The organism is Streptomyces sp. NPDC050636 (genome assembly GCF_040654775.1).
Taxonomy (GTDB): domain Bacteria; phylum Actinomycetota; class Actinomycetes; order Streptomycetales; family Streptomycetaceae; genus Streptomyces.
On the sequence record NZ_JBFAIP010000072.1, the window covers coordinates 1 to 16,985 of the forward strand.

Below are 16,985 nucleotides of genomic sequence, written 5' to 3' on the forward strand. Positions count from 1 at the left end.
GTGCGGCGGCCGCGCCACCCGGTATACCGCTTGCTACCTCACCGGCGTGAACTCGCGGGCGCCGATGTACTCCGGGCGCCGGACCGGCGCCGCGAACGGCTCCGCCGCCGCGTTCTCCACGCTGTTGAAGACGATGAAGACGTTGCTGCGCGGGTACGGCGTGATGTTGTCGCCGGAGCCGTGCATCGCGTTGCAGTCGAACCAGGTCGCCGAGCCGGCCTTGCCGGTGAACAGCCGGATGCCGTGGTCGTCGGCCATCTTCGTCAGGACCTTGTCCGACGGGATGCCCGCGTCCTGCATCTGCAGCGACCGCTTGTAGTTGTCCTTCGGCGTCTCGCCCTCGCAGCCCACGAAGTGCCGGTGGGAGCCGGGCATGATCATCAAGCCGCCGTTGGTGTCGAAGTTCTCCGTCAGCGCGATCGAGACCGACACGGTGCGCATATTCGGCAGACCGTCCTCGGCGTGCCAGGTCTCGAAGTCGGAGTGCCAGTAGAAGCCCGAGGCACCGAAGCCGGGCTTCACATTGATCCGCGACTGGTGGACATAGACGTCCGAGCCCAGGATCTGCCGGGCGCGGCCGACCACCCGCGGATCGGAGACCAGCCTGGCGAACACCTCGCTGATCTTGTGCACCTCGAAGACGGACCGTACGCTCTGCGACTTCGGCTCGACGATGGAGCGCGGGTCGGCGCGCATCGCCGGGTCGAGAACGAGCCGGTCCAGTTCGGCGCGGTACACCGCGACTTCCTCCGCCGTGAGCAGTTCCCCGATGGCGAAGAAGCCGTCGCGTTCGAAGTCGCTCAACTCGGACGGCTGGAACGGTCCCGCCGTGCCGGGCTGCGACCACACCACCGGGTCCTTCCGCGGGGTGATCACCTCAGCGGCCCCACGGGTCGGGTACAGGTCGGCGGTGCGCTCGGGTGCGGTGGTCATGGTGTTGCCTTCCTCTCCTCTCGTACGTGCTCTGCTACGTGCGCGTGGTGCGTGCCTTCCTCAACTGCCGGACGGGGCAGACGGAACGCCTCAGACCGTCTCGGGTTCGGGCTCGGTGAGCAACGGGTAGACGCCGTTCTCGTCGTGGTCCTCACGGCCGGTGACCGGCGGGTTGAAGACGCACACGCAGCGGAAGTCCTCCTTGATCCGCATGGTGTGCTTCTCGTGCCCGTCGAGGAGGTACATCGTGCCCGGCGTGATGACGTGCTTCTCGCCGGTCTCGTCGTTGGTGAGCTCGGCCTCGCCCTCGACGCACAGGACCGCCTCGTAGTGGTTGGCGTACCACATCGATGTCTCGGTCCCCGCGTACAGGGTGGTCTCGTGCAGCGAGAAGCCGACCCGCTCCTTGGCGAGCACGATGCGCTTGCTCTCCCACGTGCCGGACTTGGACTTGACGTGGCGGTCGGTGCCTTCGATGTCCTTGAACGATCGGACGATCACGGTGAGTCGGTGCCTTTCTGTGAATCGGTCGGGAACTCCGCGCCGGTCAGGCGCAGTCGCGGATGGCTCGGGCGAGGGTGCGAAGGCCCTCGTCCAGTTCCTCGGGGGTGGTCGTCAGCGCCGGGAGCAGCTTGACGACCTCGCTCTCCGGGCCGGAGGTCTCGATGAGCAGACCCAGCTCGAAGGCGCGCTTGGCGATCTTGTTGGCGAGGCTCTTGTCGATGCACTCAAGGCCCCACACCAGACCGCGGCCGCGGTACTCGGAGATGGCCTCCGGGTGCTCCTCGACGATGGCCTTCAGGTGCGCCTCGACGATCTCACCCCGGGCCAGCGTCTGCTTCTCCATCTGGCCGTCGGCCCAGTACGTGTCCAGTGCGGCGGCGGCCGTGACGAAGGCCGGGTTGTTGCCGCGGAAGGTGCCGTTGTGCTCGCCCGGCTCCCACACGTCCAGCTCGGGCTTGAACAGGGTGAGCGCGAGCGGCAGGCCGTAGCCGCTGATGGACTTCGAGACGGTGACGATGTCCGGCACGATGCCCGCCTCCTCGAAGGAGAAGAAGGCACCCGTTCGGCCGCAACCCATCTGGATGTCGTCGACGATGAGCAGCATGTCCCAGCGCTTGCACACCTCGGCGAGCTGACGCAGCCACTCGGCGCGCGCCACATTGATGCCGCCCTCGCCCTGGACCGTCTCGACGATCACGGCGGCGGGCTGGTTGAGGCCGGAGCCGGAGTCCTCAAGGAGCCGCTCGAACCAGATGAAGTCGGGGGTCTGCCCGTCGAGGTAGTTGTCGAACGGCATCGGGGTGCCGTGCACCAGCGGGATGCCGGCGCCGGCCCGCTTGAAGGCGTTGCCGGTCACGGCGAGCGAGCCGAGCGACATGCCGTGGAAGGCGTTGGTGAACGACACGATCGACTCGCGGCCCTTGACCTTGCGGGCCAGTTTCAGCGCGGCCTCGACGGCGTTGGTGCCCGTCGGGCCCGGGAACATGACCTTGTAGGGCAGGTCACGCGGCCGCAGGATGATGTTCTGGAAGGACTCCAGGAACGCCCGCTTGGCCGTGGTGGACATGTCCAGGCCGTGGGTGACGCCGTCCCGCTCGATGTAGTCGATCAGGGCGCGTTTGAGGACCGGGTTGTTGTGGCCGTAGTTGAGCGAGCCGGCGCCGGCGAAGAAGTCGAGGTACGTGTGGCCGTCCTCGTCGGTCATGCGGCTGCCCTGCGCGCGGTCGAAGACGGTGGGCCAGCCACGGCAGTAGCTGCGCACCTCCGACTCCACGGTCTCGAAGACGCTCAGGTCGGGCTGGGTGATGGTCACAGCATGCTCCAGGGAGATGAGTGCGAAAGAGGGGAAGTCTGAGGGGCCGGTCGGTTCCGGCCGTGCGGGGGTGCCGGTCCCGCATGGCGCACGCGGCTCGGACGGCCGCGTGGCTCGGGGGGAGGGTCAGTGCCCGGTGCCGGGTGGCGTGTCGAACGGGCCGATGAGGTGCAGTACCTCCGGCTCGTGGCCCTGCTCCGGGAACAGCCCCGCGTCGAAGAGGACCTCGCGCGTGAGCGGCACTCTGTGGCGTTCGGCGAACGACGCGAACAGCCGGTTCGAGGCGGCGTTGTCGGGCGTGATGGTGGTCTCGACGAATCGGATGCCCAGCTCGTGCGTGGTGCGGGTGGTCAGCCCGTCCAGGAGTGCGGCCGCCAGCCCCTGCCCACGGTGCGCGTCGTCGACGGCGACCTGCCAGACGACGAGGATGTCCGGGCGATCGGGGCGGATGTAACCGGTGACGAAGGCGGCCGGCTCGCCCTCCGCGTCACGTGCGACGACGGAGGTGGCGGCGAAGTCGCGACACCACAGGAGGTAGCTGTAGGAGGAGTTGAGGTCCAGCGTCCTGGAGTCGCGGGCGATACGCCAGATCGCGGCTCCGTCCTCCACGCGTGGGGTGTCGAGCTTGAAGCCCTCCGGCAATTCTCTGATATCGCTGTGGGCACGTGCATGGTCTGCTTGTGCGGCGGTCATGGGAATTAAATTTACCCAGGGAAAAAGGAAATTGCATCGCGGGCAGGGGTTACGTGAGTGGCCCGGTTGTGTTATCGCGCGGGGGCGCCCGAGCGCGCGTGCCGACCGCAAGATGTGTCGATTTGACCAGGAGGTTCGGGGTGAAACGGACGCGTTGTGTGGTCGGTCACAGCTCTGTAACGTCGATGAGACGCGTCCGAATTACGGTACTTGACGCTAGCGAAATCTTGGCGTTTGAGGTGCGGAAAACCGGGCAGAAGAATACGGGAAGCTACGCTTCTGAAGAATTGGGAATTCGCAAGTGGAAGGCTTCTCGGAAGGCATCCGAGAAGGAAAGCGGGACAGTCGCGGAGGTTTCCGGGAAACGGCCGGAGATAGCGGCCCCGGGGCCGGGAGGACGGGCCGTGGGGCGGCGGGGGACCAGCCCCGGGACGACCGGGAGAAGGCCGGGTCCGCCCGCGGCGGAGCCCCGCATACAGTGCCTGTATGACGTCCATGAGTGACGGTGCGGTGCTGCACCTCAAGGGGAGGGTCCTGGTCGGGCCGGACGACGTGCGCGACGAGCTGTGGGTCGTCGGCGGTCGGGTGACATACGAGCGGCCGGCCGGGGCGCGGGAGATCACCACCGTCCAGGGCTGGATGCTGCCGGGCCTGGTCGACGCCCACTGCCATGTGGGCCTGGACGCCCACGGCCCGGTGGACGCCGCCACCAGCGAGAAACAGGCGCTGACCGACCGTGACGCGGGCACGCTGCTGATCCGGGACGCCGGATCGCCTTCGGACACCCGCTGGATCGACGACCGCGAGGATCTGCCGCGGATCATCCGCGCCGGCCGGCACATCGCCCGTACCAAGCGCTATATCCGCAACTACGCGCACGAGGTCGAGCCGGCGGACCTGGTCGCCTATGTCGCCCAGGAGGCCCGGCGCGGCGACGGCTGGGTCAAGCTCGTCGGGGACTGGCTCGACCGCTCCACCGGCGATCTGGGCTTCTGCTGGCCGCGTGGCGCGGTCGAGGCGGCCATCGCCGAGGCGCACCGGCTGGGCGCCCGGGTGACCGCCCACTGCTTCGCGGAGGAATCCCTCGCCCCGCTCGTCGAGGCCGGAATCGACTGCATCGAGCACGCCACCGGCCTCACCGAGGACACCATCCCGCTGTTCGCCGAGCGCGGCGTCGCCATCGTCCCGACGCTGGTCAATATCGCCACGTTCCCGCACCTCGCGGAAGCCGGCGAGGTGAAGTTCCCGAAGTGGGCGGACCATATGCGGCGGCTGCACGAGCGCCGCTACGCCACCATCGGGGCGGCCTACGACGCCGGGGTGCCCATCTACGCCGGTACGGACGCCGGCGGCTCGCTCGCGCACGGCCTGGTCGCCCAGGAGGTCGCCGAGCTGATGAAGGCCGGTCTCCCCGTCGAGGCCGCGCTCTCCGCGACGACCTGGCGCGCCCGGGACTGGCTCGGCCGCCCCGGTCTCACCGAGGGCGCCCCGGCCGACCTGGTGGTCTACGAGTCCGATCCGCGTGCGGACGTCCGGGTGCTGGCCGCGCCGCGCCGGGTGGTCCTGCGCGGCCGTGTGATCGGCTGAGGGGGCTGCGGCCCGCCACCGGCGCCGGGCCGGCCGCACGAGCCGGTCAACCCACGTCCCGCGCGGTGTGACGGCTGGGACGTGGGAGAGGTTTTGTGCCACGGGAATCGAATCCAGACACGGAAACCACCCATTGGGATGAATCGACGCCGCGCGGCTGCGCGTTCACTCACAGTGCGGACACCATGTGCTGGTCGAGGTCGTCGGCCCGCGTGATGTCCCCCATTGGCGCGGCCGGCGACTCCATTTCTCTCGTAGGGGTCCCACACTCGTGTCCACCAGTCCCGCCCGTTCCTTCGGCATGCCCATAAGCCGTCCCACCCGCCGGCTTGCCGCCACGTTCGTCGCCACCGCGCTCACGGCCGGTCCCGCCCTCCTGCTCGGCGCCGCGCCCGCGCACGCCACCGGCAACCACGGCACCTCCGACGCCGTCGTCCTGCGCACCGGCCTGAACGTCGGGCTGCTCAACAAGACGGCCGAAGTCCCGCTGAGCGTCACGCTGAACGAGGTGCACGCACCGGCCTCCGCCGAAAAGACCGCGCTCACCGCCAAGCTCGACGGCATCAACCAGGGCAAGCCGTTCAGCGTGCTGCGCGCGGACGTCGCCACCGCGCGCGCCACCTCCGACCGCCACAAGGCCGAGGGGTACGCCAACCTGGTGCACGCCAAGGTGCATCTCCCGGGCCTTCCGCTGCTGTCCCTGGTCGAGGTCGAGCAGGTCACCTCCAAGGCGGTGTGCGAGGCGGGCAAGCGGCCGCGGGCCGAGTCGAACGTGCTGGGCACCGTCCGCGTCCTGGGCAAGAAGGTCACACTCCGCGCCGACGGCACGACGGACGTCAAGGTGCCCGGCGTGGGCGAGGTGCGGCTCGACCTGTCCAAGAAGACCGTCACTTCCAAGAGCGCCGCGGCCACCGCGCTCGACCTGAACGTCTCCGTCAACCCGCTGAAGCTGAATGTCGCGGACGTCAAGGGACGGGTCACGCTCGCCGAGGCCCGCTGCACCGCCGCCAAGGGGTCCGACGACGGTGGCACGGGCGGCAGCACCGGTGGCGAGACGGGCGGCAGCACGGGCGGCGAGACGTCCGGCGGGCAGACGGGTGGCGGCGACACCGCCGGGCAGACGTCCGGCGGGCAGTCCGGCGGCAACGGCAACGACGCGCACCCGCAGACCGGTACCAAGCCGGGCGGCGGCGACCTCGCGGAGACCGGCGGCAGTTCGACCACCCCGTACCTCGCCGGTGGTGCCGCCCTGCTGGTCGTCGCCGGCGCCGCATCGCTCGGCTTCGCACGCCGGCGCCGTAACGCCGCGCAGGGCGGCCGCGGCTGACCGACCCCGTACACCGCGCCGGTGCCGTGGGGGCGCCGCGCGCGGTGTACGGCCCGAGGTGCGCTGTACGACGCGCCTCACCCCTCGCCGGGGCCTCGTCGAAGCGTGGTTCGACGAAGCCCCGGCGAGGTCCTCGGAGCAGAGGTCCGGGACCTACCCGGCTACCCGGCCAGGCCGTGCTCGGCGAGTACCTCGGCCAGGGCGGCCACGAAGCGGTCGGTGGTGGCCCGGTCCCGGACCGCGAGCCGGAGCCAGTCCCGGCCCAGGCCGGGAAAAGTGTCGCCACGGCGTGCCGCGAAGCCGCGGGCCCGCAGCCCGGCCCGTACCTCCGCCGCCCGCGGTAGCCGGATCAGCACGAACGGCCCCTCGGCCGGCCCGACGGCCCGGATCGCCGGGAACTCGCCCAGCCGGGCCAGCAGATGAGCCCGGTCCCCGGCGGTCTTCCCGGCCGCCGCGGCCGCCTCCGCGAGCGCCGCCGGCTCGCAGCACGCCTCGGCCGCGGCCAGCGCCGGGCCGGAGACCGGCCACAGCGGCTGCGCCCGCTCCAGAGCCGCGACGGTGCCGGGCGCGGCCAGCACATAGCCGATGCGCAGGCCCGCCAGCCCCCAGGTCTTGGTGAGGCTGCGCAGCACGACCAGACCCGGCAGATCCGTGCGCCCGGCCAGCGACGCCCGCTCACCGGGCACCGCGTCCATGAACGCCTCGTCCACCACCAGGGTCCGACCGGGCCGCGCCAGCCGGGCCAGCGCCCCGGCGGGATGGAGGACCGAGGTGGGGTTGGTCGGATTGCCGACGATGACCAGATCGGCGTCCTCGGGAACGGCGGCCGGGTCCAGCCGGAAGCCGTCCCGCTCGCTGAGCAGCACCCGCTCCACCTCGTGCCCGGCGTCCCGCAGCGCCGCCTCCGGCTCGGTGAACTGAGGGTGCACCACCACCGGCCGGCGGGCCCGTACCGCCCGCGCGATCAGTACGAACGCCTCCGCGGCGCCCGATGTCAGCAGCACCCGCTCGACCGGCAGGCCGTGCCGTACGGCGACCGCCCGGCGTGCCGCCCGGCCGTCCGGATACGCGGCGAGGCCGTCCAGCGACGCGGCGATCCTGGCCTTCAGCCAGTCCGGGGGAGTGCCGGCGCGGACATTCACCGCCAGATCCGTCAGATCCGTCAGATCCGGCAGACCCGTCAAACCGCCGTCGGTATCCCGGACTTCGGCGTCGCCGTGATGCCGCAGGTCCGGTTCGTGGGACGGGTCGGGCTCGGCGGACGGCGCCGGTTCCCGGAGCCGCGCGGACTCACTCGTCTCAGCGGGTGCCGGCATGCTCACCGTGGCCACCGCCGCCCAGCACTGCGCCGTTCCGCCGCGGCACGCCGCCCGTCCGCCGGGCGTCCGCCACCGTCTCCAGGTAACGCTCCATGACCGCCTCGGCCAGCTCCGGCTCCGGGCCGATCACGGTGGCGCCGAACACCTCGGTCCCGGGGTGCGCCGCTGCCCAGCCCTCGGTCTGCATGCAGAGCCGCTCCAGCAGGCCGCCGGCGAAAAGGAAGTAGGGCACCACCACGATCCGCCGCGGGCCGCTCGCTCCGGGGGCCGCGGCGGCCAGCGCCGCGCACCGGTCGAGACCGGCCGGCACGTCGGGCCACGCCTGCGAGACGAACGCCGTCTCCACGCCCGCGAAGCCGCGCCCCTCCCACAGCAGCCGCGCGGCCCGCGCCACCTCGGCGTTGGCCTGCGGCTCCGAGGAGCCGCGCCCCACCAGCAGCACCGTCGTACGGGCCCGGTCCTCAGGTCTGCGGGCGCCGCTGCCCAGCGCCTCCTCCAGCCGCCGCTCCAGCGCGTCCAGCAGTCCCGGCCCCGGCCCCAGCTCGGCGGCGCAGGCGTAGCCCAGACCCGGGTGGCTCTCGCGTGCCCGTTCCAGTGCCTCGGGGAGGGCATCCCGTACGGCCTCGGTCGGGGCGAGCAGCAGCGGTACGGCGGCGAGCCGGGTCGCGCCCCGCTCGACGAGCCCGGCGATGGCCTGGCCCAGCGGCAGCTCCGACGTCGCGGGGCCGAAGAACCCGCCCGCGACGGGAACATCGGGATGGCGCTCGCCGACCGTGCGCACCAGCGCACGCAGGGCCTCGGCCCCGCCTTCGTCGCGCGTGCCGTGACCGGCGATGAGCAGAGCGGGAGGGTTGGTCACAACAACTCCTTGTTACCGGGTGTTTCGCTGTCGGGCTCGGCACCGGGCGACGGTGTCCGGCGTGGGGCGGAGTGGGGGGAGGTCATGACGATATCCGCAGTGGCCGCGGGAGCGGCGGCCGCTCCCTGCGTGCTGCCGGTAATAGCGGGACTTTCCGGACCGGTCGCCGCGGCGATGGCGCAGGTCGCCCGCGCCGGCCGCCCGCGCGGCGCCGACTTCCGCTTGCCGACGACCAGTTCGGCACCCGGCCCGGCGGCCAGCAGCGCGGCCGCCTCCGCGACGCTCGGTGTGCCGACGGCGGCCCGTACGGCCACGGACGGATCCGGCACCCGTACGGCCGCCAGCGCCTCCGCCGGATAGGACCGCAACGGGACCCCGAGCCGCCGCGCCGCCCCGGCCAGCCCCGGTTCGTCCGCCTTGGCCGCCACCGTCGCCAGCGCGGTGACCGAGCACGGTGCCGATCCGGCCAGCGCGAGCGTGGCCGCGATCAGCTCCAGTACCTCCTCCAGCGGCACGCCCCGGCTCGCCCCGACGCCCACGACCAGGCGTCTCATGCCGCTGTGCGCCGTCTCATACGGCGACGGCTCCCCGCCCGAAGGCCACCGGACCGGGCCGGCCCTCCAGGACCGCGGCAGGGCCGGGCGCTGCCGTCATCGGGCCGCGCCCGGGGCGGGCCGGAGCGCATACCGCGCCGCGCTCTCGACCAGCCGCCCCGCCAGCGACGGCTCAGCGGCCCAGTGCACATGCAGATACGAGGCGTGCACCCCGCCGCTGACGAAGCCCTCCACCCGGCGCTCCGGATGCGTCATCCCCCACGCCGGGCTCTCGCCCGCGCCCGGCTCCAGCGTCGTGCGGTGGAACTCATGGCCGCGCACCCGCGTCCCGGCCGCCGCCAGCGCGTTGTCCGCCAGCGCCACCGCCTCCCGGTAACCGAGGGTGAGCCGCTCCGTCATCCGCGCCTCGGCGGGCAGCACCCCGCACATCGGCTTCCCGTCGATGGACCGCGAAAGATAGAGCAGCCCGGCGCACTCGGCGGAGACCGGCGCCCCGGAGGCCGCCAGCGCGGCCACCGCCGTACGCAGCGGCGCGTTCGCCGACAGATCCGGCGCATACATCTCGGGGAACCCGCCGCCGATCACCAACCCCTGGGTCCCGGGCGGCAGTTGCTCGTCCCGCAGCGGGTCGAAGGGCGCCACCTCGGCGCCTGCGGCGGCCAGCAGCTCGGCGTGCTCCGCGTACGAGAAGGTGAACGCGGCGCCGCCCGCGACGGCGATCAGCGGTTTGCCGGACGCCGTCGTTCCCGCGGCAGGACCCAGCTCAGCGGCCGCATCCCACGGCGCGTCCGGCAGCTCCGGCACGCTGCGCGCCAGCGCCAGCAGCGCCTCCAGATCGCAGCCCTCGCGTACCCGTGCGGCGAGCGCGCGCACCGACTCCAGCGCCTCGGCCCGGCGCTCGGCGACCGGCACCAGGCCCAGATGCCGGGACGGCGTACGCGCCTGCTGGGTACGCCGCAGCGCCCCCAGCACCGGCACCCCGGAGGAGCCCATCGCGTCGCGCAGCAGCTCCTCGTGCCGGTCCGAGCCGACCTTGTTGAGGATCACCCCGGCCAGCCGCACCTCCGGGTCCCAGGACGCGAAGCCGTGCACCAGCGCGGCCACCGACCGGGACTGCGAGGACGCGTCCACCACCAGCACCACCGGCGCCCGCAGCAGCTTCGCCACCTGCGCCGTCGACGAGAGCTCGCCCATCCCCGACGCCCCGTCGAACAGCCCCATCACGCCCTCGACGACCGCGAGATCCGCGCCCGCCGCGCCGTGCAGGAACAGCGGCCCGATCCGGCCCGGACCGCACAGATAGGCGTCGAGATTGCGACCGGGACGGCCGGTGGCCAGGGAGTGGTAGCCCGGGTCGATGTAGTCGGGGCCCACCTTGTGCGGGGACACCGACAGACCGGCCTCGGCGAACGCCGCCATCAGGCCGGTGGCCACCGTCGTCTTCCCGGCGCCCGACGACGGCGCGGCGATCACCAGCCGGGGCACTGCGGTTGCACTCATGCGCTGCTCACCATTCGATGCCCCGCTGGCCCTTCTGGCCGGCGTCCATCGGGTGCTTGACCTTCGTCATGTCCGTCACCAGATCGGCGAAGTCCATCAGTGCCTGCGGGGCGTTGCGGCCGGTGATGACGACATGCTGGGTACCGGGACGGTCGCGCAGCACCGACACCACCTCGTCCGTGTCGATCCAGCCCCAGTGCATCGGATACGCGAACTCGTCCAGCACCAGCAGCTTGTAGGTCTCCGCGGCGAGATCCCGCTTGACCTGCTCCCAGCCCTCGCGCGCCGCGTCCTCACTGGAGGTGATGTCGCGCTGCACCCACGACCAGCCCTCGCCCATCTTGTGCCAGGCGACGCTGCCGCCCTCGCCCGTCTCGCCGAGCACCTTCAGCGCCCGCTCCTCGCCGACCTTCCACTTCGCCGACTTCACGAACTGGAACACCCCGACCGGCCAGCCCTGGTTCCAGGCCCGCAGCGCCAGCCCGAAGGCCGCGGTGGACTTGCCCTTGCCCTGGCCCGTGTGGACGAAGACCAGCGGGCGGTTACGGCGCTGGCGGGTGGTGAGTCCGTCGTTCGGTACGACGGACGGCTGTCCCTGCGGCATTACGCGGCCTTCCTGTTGCCTTGAACGGACTTGCCATGAACGGCCTTGCCGGGTGCGGACCTCTCATCACCGGACCGGCCTTGGACGGGCCTGCCCTGAACGGTCCTCACCAGCGCGGAGACGCTGTCCGCGCGCAGTTCGTCGAGGGTGACGGCGGTGCCCTGCAGCGCATGGGCCAGCTCGCCGGCCAGCCCCAGCCGGACCGGGCCCGACTCGCAGTCCACGACCACCGAGGCGGTGCCCTCGCCGGCCAGCAGCCGGGCGGCGCGGGCGGCCCGCACCACCGGGTCCGGGCCCCCGGTCGCCCGCCCGTCGGTCACGACCACCAGCAGCGGCCGCCGCGAGGCGTCCCGCATCCGCTCCACCCGCAGCACCTCATGGGCCTTGAGCAGCCCCTCCGACAGCGGCGTGCGGCCGCCGGTCGGCAGCTTCTCCAGCCGCGCCGCACCCGCCTCGACCGACGACGTCGGCGGCAGCGCCAGCTCGGCGCCCTTCCCACGGAAGGTGATCAGGCCGACCTTGTCGCGCCGCTGATAGGCGTCGAGCAGCAGCGAGAGCACCGCGCCCTTGACCGCGCTCATCCGCTGCCGCGCCGCCATCGAACCGGACGCGTCCACGACGAACAGGACGAGATTGCCCTCCCGCCCCTCGCGGACCGCCTCCCGCAGATCGTCGCGGCGCACCACGAGCCCCCGCCCGCTGCGGCCCCGCGCCCGCTGATGCGGCGCCGCGGCCTGCACGGTCGCCGCCAAGTGCAGCTTGCCCAGGGTGCCTTGGGGCCGCCGGGCCCCGGTCGTCCGGCCGTGCGCGGTACGCGCCCGCGACCGGCGGCCGTCCGCGCCCTCGCCGAGCCCCGGTACGTCCAGCCGCCGGGTCTTGAACGGCTCCGTCGCGCCGACGGCCGCCCGCTGCCCTCCGGTGCCCCCGGCGGGCTGTTCGGCGGGCTGCTCCTCCGGGGCCGGGGCGTCGGCATCGGGCGTGTCTGCCGGGTCGGGCGCGCCCTGGTCCGCCTCGTGGCGGGGCGGCGCCTGCTCCGGCACCCCGTGCCGGTCGTCCTGCGGCGGCTGCCCACCGGGGCCGTCAGGGCCGCCCTCGGGGCCGTCGCCGGGACCGTCTGGGCCGCCGTCCGGGCCGTCCGGCTCCGGGTCGTCGTCGCCGTCCTGCCCGCCGAACTCCTCCAGCGTCTGGTCGAGCTTGTCCTCGTCGAGGCCGGGCGCGTCGAAGGGGTTACGGCGCCGACGGTGCGGCAGCGCCAGCAGCGCGGCCTGCCGGACGTCCTCCTCCAGGACGTCCGTACGCCCCGCCCACGCGGCCAGTGCGGTCGCGGTGCGGGCCATCACGATGTCCGCGCGCATGCCGTCCACTTCGAACGCGGCACAGGTCGCGGCGATTTGGCGGAGCGCCGCATCCCCCAGGGACACGCTCGGCAGCAACGCCCGTGCCGCCACGATGCGCTCGCGCAGCTCCTCCTCCTCGGCCGCCCAGCGCGCCGCGAAGCCCGCCGGGTCCGCGTCGAACGCCAGCCGCCGCCGCACGACCTGAACCCGCTGGTCGGGTTCGCGCGAGGCCGCGACCTCCACCGTCAGCCCGAAGCGGTCCAGCAACTGCGGCCGCAGCTCGCCCTCTTCGGGGTTCATGGTGCCGACGAGGAGGAAGCGCGCGGCATGCCGTACGGAGACGCCCTCGCGCTCCACGTAGGAGGCGCCCATGGCGGCGGCGTCCAGCAGCAGGTCGACAAGGTGGTCATGCAGCAGGTTGACCTCGTCGACGTACAGCACACCGCGGTGCGCGTCCGCGAGCAGTCCGGGCTCGAAGGCCTTCACGCCCTCCGACAGCGCCCGTTCGATGTCCAGGGCACCCACCAGCCGGTCCTCGGAGGCGCCGACGGGCAGTTCGACCATCCGCGTCGGACGGTCCTCGGACGCGCCCGCCTCGTGCGGACCGTCGGGGCAGCCGGGGTCGGGGGCGGCGGGGGCGCAGGCGAAGCGGCAGCCGGTGATGACGTCCACGGTCGGCATCAGCGCCGACAGCGCACGCACCGCGGTGCTCTTGGCGGTGCCCTTCTCGCCGCGCACCAGCACACCGCCGACGGCGGGGCTCACCGCGTTCAGCAGCAGCGCGAGCCGCAGATCGTCCATGCCGACGACAGCGGTGAAGGGGTACTGCGGGGTCGTGTTGTGCGCGATGGTCATGCCTTGTCGTCCTCCACGTCGTCCTTCACGTCGTCGGCCGGCTCCCGGTTCGTCCCTTGCGTACCCCTCATGGCGCTCCCGGAGGCACGAACGGCAGTCCCTCCGGCACCCCCTTCTCGATCAGCCGCAGCAGTGCGTCGGTGTCCGCATGCTCCTCGATCAGATCGCCGAGGCGGTCCAGCTGCTCCTCGCGCAGCGTGCCGAAGGCGGTGTCCGGGGCCGGTACGAAGGCCCGGCCCGCGTCCGCCGCGACCCGCCGCAGGAACGCCCGCCGGAAGCCGTCGCTCTCCAGCGAGCCGTGCCAGTGCGTGCCCCATACGGAGCCGACCCGGCAGCCGTCCAGACTGTGCCCTTGGTCATCGGACATGAACGCCTCGTCCCCGCCCGTGACTTCGGCGACCCCGTGGTGGATCTCGTATCCCTCCACTGGCTCGCCCAGCGCCTCGCCGACCGGCCGCGCCAGCGTCTTCTCCGCCGCGAACCGCACCCGCACCGGCAGCAGTCCCAGCCCGTCGACGGTGCCCGCCTTCGACTCGACCTCGTCCTCGATGCGCTCGCCCAGCATCTGGTACCCGCCGCAGATGCCCAGCACCGGACGGCCCTCGGCGGCCCGCCGGGCGATCGCGGCCGCGAGACCGCGCTCGCGCAGCCACTCCAGCGCCCGCACCGTGCCACGCGTCCCCGGCAGCACCACCAGATCCGCGTCGGCCAGCTCCTCGGCCCGGTCCACGAACCGCACCACCACGCCCGGTTCGGCGGCCAGCGCGTCCACGTCCGTGAAGTTCGACATCAGCGGCACGGCGGCGACCGCTACCCGCAGCACGTCCGCGCCGTGCGGCTGGGGGTACCTCCCAGCGTTAGCTGGGGGAGCCACGACCGACTCCCGTACGGCGCCGCGCATCGACACGCGCAGCCCGTCCTCCTCGTCGATGCCGAGGCCGTGCTGGAACGGCAGCACACCGTACGTCGGCCGCCCGGTCAGGTCCTTGAGCATGTCCAGTCCGGGCTCCAGCAGCGTCACATCGCCGCGGAACTTGTTGACCAGGTAACCGGCCACGAGAGCCTGGTCCTCGCGGCTCAGCAGCGCCGTCGTACCGAAGAAGGAGGCGAACACCCCGCCGCGGTCGATGTCGCCGACCACGACGACCGGCAGCCGCGCCGCCCGCGCGATGCCCATGTTGACGATGTCGGTGCGCCGCAGATTGATCTCCGCCGGACTCCCGGCCCCTTCGCAGATCACCGCGTCATACGTGCCCCGAAGCTCCTCCAGGCACTCCACGACGGTGCCGAGCAACTGCTCCTGGCGCCCGGCGTGGTACCCCCGCGCGCTCAACTCACCCACCGGCTTCCCCAGCAGCACCACCTGGCTGCTGCGGTCGCTGCCCGGCTTGAGCAGTACGGGGTTCATCAGCGCGGTCGGCTCCACCCGCGCCGCGGCGGCCTGCATCGCCTGGGCCCGCCCGATCTCGGCGCCCTCGCGCGTCACAAACGAGTTCAGCGACATGTTCTGCGCCTTGAACGGCGCCACCCGGACGCCCTGCCGGACCAGCCAGCGGCAGATGCCCGCCGTGACCACACTCTTGCCCGCGTCGGACGTCGTACCGGCGACCAACAGGCCACCGCCGACGGCCCCGCCGGACGCCTTGAACCGCCCGTTCACCGGGTCCTCCTCATCTGCCGGGAACCCGGCTCACGGTGCGCCGCGCGCAGCGCCGCGCCCACCGCCAGCCGCCCCGCGACCGTTGTCGCCAGCGCCAGCACACTCACCCGCTGCGAGAGCCGGACCGCCCGCTCGATATCGGGTACGCCGGGCGGCGGCGCCCCGCCGTTGAGCACCGGACGGTGTTCGACCCGCCCGCCGTACGCCAGCGTGCCGCCCAGCCGGATGCCCAGCGCACCCGCGAACGACGCCTCCACGGGGCCCGCGTTGGGGCTCGGATGCGCGCCGCCGTCGGCCCGCCAGGCCCGCAGCGCGCCGCGCCGGCCGGGGCCCGCGAGCACCGTCAGCGCGGCGGTCAGCCGGGAGCCGGGCCACCCGGCCACATCGTCGAGCCGCGCCGAGGCCCAGCCGAACCGGCGGTAGCGCGGCGACTTATGGCCCACCATCGCGTCCAGGGTGTTCACCGCCCGGAACGCCACCAGGCCGGGCACACCGCCCAACGCGCCCCATACCAGGGCACCCACCACCGCGTCCGAGGTGTTCTCCGCGACCGACTCCACCACCGCGCGGGCCATCTGCGGCCCGTCCAGCGCCTGCGGATCGCGCCCGCACAGATGCGGCAGCCGCTCCCGCGCCACGTCCAGGTCACCCGCCGTCAGCGCACCGCCGACGGCCCGCGCCTCCCGGCCGAGCGAGGTGCCGCCCAGCACGGCCCAGACAGTGGCCGCGGTCAGGGCGATCCGGGCGGACGTACGCAGGGGGGCGGAGGCGGGCCCGGAACCCCGTACCGCGCGTTGCAGCGCCGCGGCACCGACCGCCGCGCCGCCCGCGCACAGCACCGCATGTGCCGCTCCGTACCCGCGGTGATCGCGCCACAGCCGGCGCTCGACGGCGCCCGCGGCCCGGCCGAACGCGGCCACCGGATGCCCGCGCCGGGGATCCGCCGCGATCAGATCGCCGAGAAAACCGAGGACCGCGCCGCACGCGTACGTCGCGTGTTCGCCGCGCACCGGATCAGACCGCCGTCAGGCCTCGAAGGGCCGCTGCGACGGCACTTGGGGCAGGAGTCAGGGAAGATCTCGAACTGTGGCCGGGCATGGCGGTATGTCCTCACTCAGGGTCCGCGCCCTGGCTCGACGTGTCGGCGACCAGAGTCTCCTGGCTCCCCGGATCGGCGCTTCCCCCGGCCTTCCAGTCCGTACGCACCCTGCCCTGCGGGCAGGCGCGAAGCGGACCGTGACCTTCGCTGGAGGAACGCTCCCCGGTGACAGTGGCGGGACCGCGCCGGATTCGCACCGGACTTCCTCAACTGTCGCCGAATGGCCCGGGCAGTCCACCACGCCCCGCGAATGCCCGTCAACTCACCCCTGACCTGCGACGCAGCCCTGTGGTGGAGGGTGTGGTCAACGCCACAGGGTGGTGGTCGTGTCACGGAGGGTTGCCCAGGTCCCTGATCTCACGTCAGTATCTGTTGCACGGTGGGCAATGGGGCCGCCGGAAGGGGGCCGGGGGATGCCGGAGAGCGCTGACCGCCAGGAGATCCGTATCCGGATCACGGGCACGGACAATCCGCACCAGGACATCGAGGATCTCAAGGCGTGGCTGGAGCGCGAGCCATGGCTGCGGCACCAGGGACACGACTGGACGGTGCGGCCGGCGCCGGCGGACGCGACGCACGGCACGGACGAAACGGACCTCGGGGACATGGCCGTCGGCGTCGACGACCTGATCCTGGTCATCGTCGGCGCGGTCGCCGCGGAGCTCACCAAGAGCCTGAGCATCGCCCTGCGGGAGTGGCTGCGGCGGCGCAGAGAGGAACGCGCCGAAGGCGAGGAGCCCGCCGTCGTCGTCATCGGTGACGCGGGTCGGCCGGGCGAGGCCCCCCAAGCCCCCGACCCCGGCGGCCCGGCGGACGAGGGCGGCAGCACCCGGCAGGGCTGA

At 72.9% G+C, this 16,985-nt stretch carries 14 protein-coding genes, 1 pseudogene and 1 riboswitch; of the genes and pseudogenes, 3 read left to right on the forward strand and 12 right to left on the reverse strand.

The features are described from left to right. Positions 1–33: 33 nt before the first annotated feature. The 4 genes from thpD to ectA form a co-directional block, all read right to left on the reverse strand. Positions 34–933 carry an ectoine hydroxylase gene (gene thpD, locus AB0I10_RS31315; protein ID WP_363156052.1) on the reverse strand — a complete coding sequence of 300 codons (900 nt, stop codon included), beginning with the start codon at positions 931–933 and terminating at the stop codon, positions 34–36. A gap of 90 nt (positions 934–1,023) precedes the next feature. Next, entirely contained in the window at positions 1,024–1,434 is a 411-nt protein-coding gene (locus tag AB0I10_RS31320; protein ID WP_363156053.1) for an ectoine synthase, read from the reverse strand. A 46-nt stretch (positions 1,435–1,480) separates the two neighbouring features. Then, a complete protein-coding gene (gene ectB / locus AB0I10_RS31325) occupies positions 1,481–2,749 on the reverse strand; it encodes a diaminobutyrate--2-oxoglutarate transaminase (protein ID WP_363156054.1) in 1,269 nt (422 codons plus the stop codon). Between the two features lie 126 nt (positions 2,750–2,875). Continuing rightward, on the reverse strand, positions 2,876–3,442 hold the full coding sequence (ectA, locus tag AB0I10_RS31330) for a diaminobutyrate acetyltransferase (protein ID WP_363156055.1): 567 nt from the start codon (positions 3,440–3,442) through the stop codon (positions 2,876–2,878). 495 nt (positions 3,443–3,937) lie between these two features. Here ectA and AB0I10_RS31335 point away from each other — a divergent pair, with 495 nt between their 5' ends. Together AB0I10_RS31335 and AB0I10_RS31340 are read left to right on the forward strand one after the other, a co-directional pair. Continuing rightward, positions 3,938–5,029 (forward strand): amidohydrolase family protein, encoded by a 1,092-nt coding sequence (locus AB0I10_RS31335; protein ID WP_363156080.1) that lies wholly within the window; start codon positions 3,938–3,940, stop codon positions 5,027–5,029. A gap of 307 nt (positions 5,030–5,336) precedes the next feature. After that, positions 5,337–6,356, forward strand: a complete 1,020-nt coding sequence (locus AB0I10_RS31340) for an SCO1860 family LAETG-anchored protein (protein ID WP_363156081.1) — start codon at positions 5,337–5,339, stop codon at positions 6,354–6,356. A gap of 161 nt (positions 6,357–6,517) precedes the next feature. On the opposite strand, the gene cobC is transcribed toward AB0I10_RS31340, so the two are convergent. The 8 genes and pseudogenes from cobC to AB0I10_RS31380 all read right to left on the reverse strand — a co-directional run bounded on the left by cobC (position 6,518) and on the right by AB0I10_RS31380 (position 16,054). Next, complete coding sequence (cobC, locus tag AB0I10_RS31345) at positions 6,518–7,672, reverse strand: Rv2231c family pyridoxal phosphate-dependent protein CobC (RefSeq protein WP_363156056.1); 1,155 nt, start codon at positions 7,670–7,672, stop codon at positions 6,518–6,520. Continuing rightward, positions 7,656–8,534 (reverse strand): sirohydrochlorin chelatase, encoded by an 879-nt coding sequence (locus AB0I10_RS31350; RefSeq protein ID WP_363156057.1) that lies wholly within the window; start codon positions 8,532–8,534, stop codon positions 7,656–7,658. The genes cobC and AB0I10_RS31350 overlap by 17 nt, the downstream gene beginning before the upstream one ends. Positions 8,535–8,704: 170 nt before the next feature. After that, a pseudogene (locus tag AB0I10_RS31355) lies at positions 8,705–9,088 on the reverse strand (cobalamin biosynthesis protein); the annotation flags it as partial. Between the two features lie 96 nt (positions 9,089–9,184). Beyond that, complete coding sequence (locus AB0I10_RS31360) at positions 9,185–10,588, reverse strand: cobyrinate a,c-diamide synthase (RefSeq protein ID WP_363156058.1); 1,404 nt, start codon at positions 10,586–10,588, stop codon at positions 9,185–9,187. A 7-nt stretch (positions 10,589–10,595) separates the two neighbouring features. Then, the gene (cobO, locus tag AB0I10_RS31365; protein ID WP_363156059.1) at positions 10,596–11,192 is read right to left on the reverse strand and encodes a cob(I)yrinic acid a,c-diamide adenosyltransferase; all 597 of its coding nucleotides are present in this window, start codon (positions 11,190–11,192) and stop codon (positions 10,596–10,598) included. Continuing rightward, positions 11,192–13,384: a putative cobaltochelatase gene (locus tag AB0I10_RS31370; protein ID WP_363156060.1), complete on the reverse strand. Its 2,193-nt coding sequence runs from the start codon at positions 13,382–13,384 to the stop codon at positions 11,192–11,194. The genes cobO and AB0I10_RS31370 overlap by 1 nt, the downstream gene beginning before the upstream one ends. A 67-nt stretch (positions 13,385–13,451) precedes the next feature. Next, complete coding sequence (locus tag AB0I10_RS31375) at positions 13,452–15,044, reverse strand: cobyric acid synthase (protein WP_363156061.1); 1,593 nt, start codon at positions 15,042–15,044, stop codon at positions 13,452–13,454. Continuing rightward, a complete protein-coding gene (locus AB0I10_RS31380) occupies positions 15,041–16,054 on the reverse strand; it encodes a cobalamin biosynthesis protein (protein ID WP_363156062.1) in 1,014 nt (337 codons plus the stop codon). The genes AB0I10_RS31375 and AB0I10_RS31380 overlap by 4 nt, the downstream gene beginning before the upstream one ends. Positions 16,055–16,195: 141 nt before the next feature. After that, positions 16,196–16,352: riboswitch (cobalamin riboswitch) on the reverse strand. 204 nt (positions 16,353–16,556) lie between these two features. On the opposite strand from AB0I10_RS31380, the gene AB0I10_RS31385 reads away from it, so the two are divergent. Continuing rightward, positions 16,557–16,985 carry a hypothetical protein gene (locus tag AB0I10_RS31385; protein ID WP_363156063.1) on the forward strand — a complete coding sequence of 143 codons (429 nt, stop codon included), beginning with the start codon at positions 16,557–16,559 and terminating at the stop codon, positions 16,983–16,985.

What these genes read in the sequence shown, in the direction of transcription:
- AB0I10_RS31360 (WP_363156058.1), bottom strand. Translation starts at nt 10,588, where the DNA reads ATGAGTGCAACCGCAGTGCCCCGGCTGGTGATCGCCGCGCCGTCGTCG.
- cobC (WP_363156056.1), bottom strand. Translation starts at nt 7,672, where the DNA reads ATGCCGGCACCCGCTGAGACGAGTGAGTCCGCGCGGCTCCGGGAACCG.
- AB0I10_RS31335 (WP_363156080.1), top strand. Translation starts at nt 3,938, where the DNA reads ATGAGTGACGGTGCGGTGCTGCACCTCAAGGGGAGGGTCCTGGTCGGG.
- AB0I10_RS31385 (WP_363156063.1), top strand. Translation starts at nt 16,557, where the DNA reads ATGCCGGAGAGCGCTGACCGCCAGGAGATCCGTATCCGGATCACGGGC.
- AB0I10_RS31370 (WP_363156060.1), bottom strand. Translation starts at nt 13,384, where the DNA reads ATGACCATCGCGCACAACACGACCCCGCAGTACCCCTTCACCGCTGTC.
- ectA (WP_363156055.1), bottom strand. Translation starts at nt 3,442, where the DNA reads ATGACCGCCGCACAAGCAGACCATGCACGTGCCCACAGCGATATCAGA.
- thpD (WP_363156052.1), bottom strand. Translation starts at nt 933, where the DNA reads ATGACCACCGCACCCGAGCGCACCGCCGACCTGTACCCGACCCGTGGG.
- cobO (WP_363156059.1), bottom strand. Translation starts at nt 11,192, where the DNA reads ATGCCGCAGGGACAGCCGTCCGTCGTACCGAACGACGGACTCACCACC.